This is a genomic window from Moorena sp. SIO3I6 (assembly GCF_010672095.1).
The window spans coordinates 1-2,044 of sequence record NZ_JAAHHU010000870.1 but is presented as its reverse complement, the minus strand read 5'-3'; the positions used below and the strand labels follow the sequence as shown (position 1 = coordinate 2,044).

General features: G+C 43.4%; 2 protein-coding genes. One reads left to right on the top strand and one right to left on the bottom strand.

What is annotated here, in order from left to right:
• Positions 1 to 117: 117 nt before the first annotated feature.
• Positions 118 to 810: a dTMP kinase gene (gene tmk / locus F6K49_RS43790; protein ID WP_293108072.1), complete on the bottom strand. Its 693-nt coding sequence runs from the start codon at positions 808 to 810 to the stop codon at positions 118 to 120.
• Between the two features lie 217 nt (positions 811 to 1,027).
• Between tmk and F6K49_RS43785 the strand changes: the two genes are divergently transcribed.
• A protein-coding gene (locus F6K49_RS43785; RefSeq protein ID WP_293059495.1) for an IS630 family transposase occupies positions 1,028 to 1,899 on the top strand; the annotation gives its coding sequence in 2 pieces (ribosomal slippage) (positions 1,028 to 1,342 and positions 1,345 to 1,899; 870 coding nt in all).
• Positions 1,900 to 2,044: the final 145 nt, after the last annotated feature.

Genomic DNA, 2,044 nt, shown 5'->3' with positions numbered 1-2,044 from the left:
TAAAAGCCCGTGCTACCAGACTCCGCCCCACCCCAGATGGACCGGCAAACAGGTAGGCAGGGGCAATGCGGTTGGTTGTAATTGCTCCGTGCAATAATGCGATCGCTTGGTCTTGCCCTAGGATAAAATCGAATGCTCCTGGAACCATGATTTAAACCGTTCACGCAAAATCTTCTGAATGGAATTATGGACTTCCTCCTCACTGTAGCTAGCATCTACCCGAACAATCCGATGGGGATTTTGTTGATACAACTGCTGAAATCCCTGCTGCACTCGTCGGTGAAATGCTAAGTCAGCTTGCTCCATGCGGTCAACGGTTCCCCGCTGTCGCGCCCGTTCCAGACCAATTTCCGCATCAATATCTAGCCACAGGGTGAGGTCACTTTCGAGTCCACCGGTAGCAATTTGATTAAGCTGCTCAATCAATTTCAAGTCAATACCTCGCCCATAACCCTGGTAGGCAATTGTCGAATCTGTGTAGCGATCGCATAAAATAATTGCTCCGTTGACCAACTGTGGCTTAATCAACTCTTCAACATGTTCAGCCCGATCAGCAGCATAGAGTAAAAGTTCAGCCCGAGGGTGAATGGGTGAGGAATCTCTATCCAGTAGCAGTTGGCGAACCTTAGCGCCTAATAATGTTCCCCCTGGTTCTCTTGTGACTACAACGGGCATGGTTTGATTTCCCAAACAAACATTACCTAGACAGTCTTGTAAGCCACCAGCTCGAAGCCAATTTGAGCATCGCTGTAGTTGGGTAGTTTTACCACCACCTTCCACTCCCTCGAAAACAATTAGCTTACCGCTCAAGCCCACCTCCTTTACTACTCATGCAGCTAATATAGCAAAGAAAGGGATAGTTAGGACATAATAGAGGAGGCGCGTAAGTTAGTAAGGGGAGGATGTCACTTATGCAGCAACATTAGTACTAAATCTCTAGTCCCCTCATGGGTATAAGCAAGCTCATATGGTACATACTTGATCTGTTCTGCAACCCAAGACCTGCTCCCGTTAGTAAGGAGGACAAATGCCATCACCCTATAGCGATGATTTTAGAGAAAAGGCGATTGCCGCCGTAGATCGTGGTGAGAAAAAAAGCCATATCTGCCGAATGTTGGGTATTAGTCGAAATACATTAGACTTGTGGCTAAAAGCCAGGGCTGAAACGGGAAGCTTTAAAGCAAAGCGAAACTATAGTAGAGGACCTGCCCCAAAAATTCAAAACTTAGAGGAATTTCGCCAATTTGCGTGCATAAATGGTGGCAGAACTCAACAACAGATGGCCGAAAAATGGCCAGAAAAAATTAGTCGTATTACTATAGGTAAAGCTTTAAAGCGCATTGGTTTTACGAGAAAAAAAAAACTTACGGGTACAGAGAAAGAAATGATGAACAACGAGCCGAGTTTCTTAACTATATCAGTCAATATGCTTACCAGAGATTCGTTTACGTCGATGAAGCAGGAGTCGATGATACAGAAGATTATCCCTACGGTTGGTGTGAGAAATATCAACGATACTACGATCTAAAATTGGGACATAAAACAGAACGCATAAGCCTGGTAGCTGCTTCATGTTGTCGTCAAATAATTGCTCCGATAACTTTTACTGGATACTGCAACACTGAACTAATTAAGATGTGGGTAGAATTTTTCCTAGTACCCGAGTTATTACCTGGACAAATAGTGATTATGGATCAGGCGAGTTTTCACAAATCGGCTCAGATCAAAAAATTAATTGAAATGGCAGGATGTGAACTGGTATTTTTGCCCCCTTATTCACCTGATCTTAATAAAATTGAGAAATTTTGGGCAAGACTCAAACACCATTTGAGAAAAACTCTTGATCAATTTGATGGTTTACAGAATGCTATCGATAATGCTTTGCGACTTTTGTCCTAACCAACTCTTTCTCTGCTATATACCAATTCTTAAAAGTAGGACTAAGCATGCAGATGGTGAGATGGGGAGATGGGGAGATGGGGAGATGGGGAGATGAGGAGATTTTGATTAATGGTGATTATCCGGAAATAACATAAGATGCAAG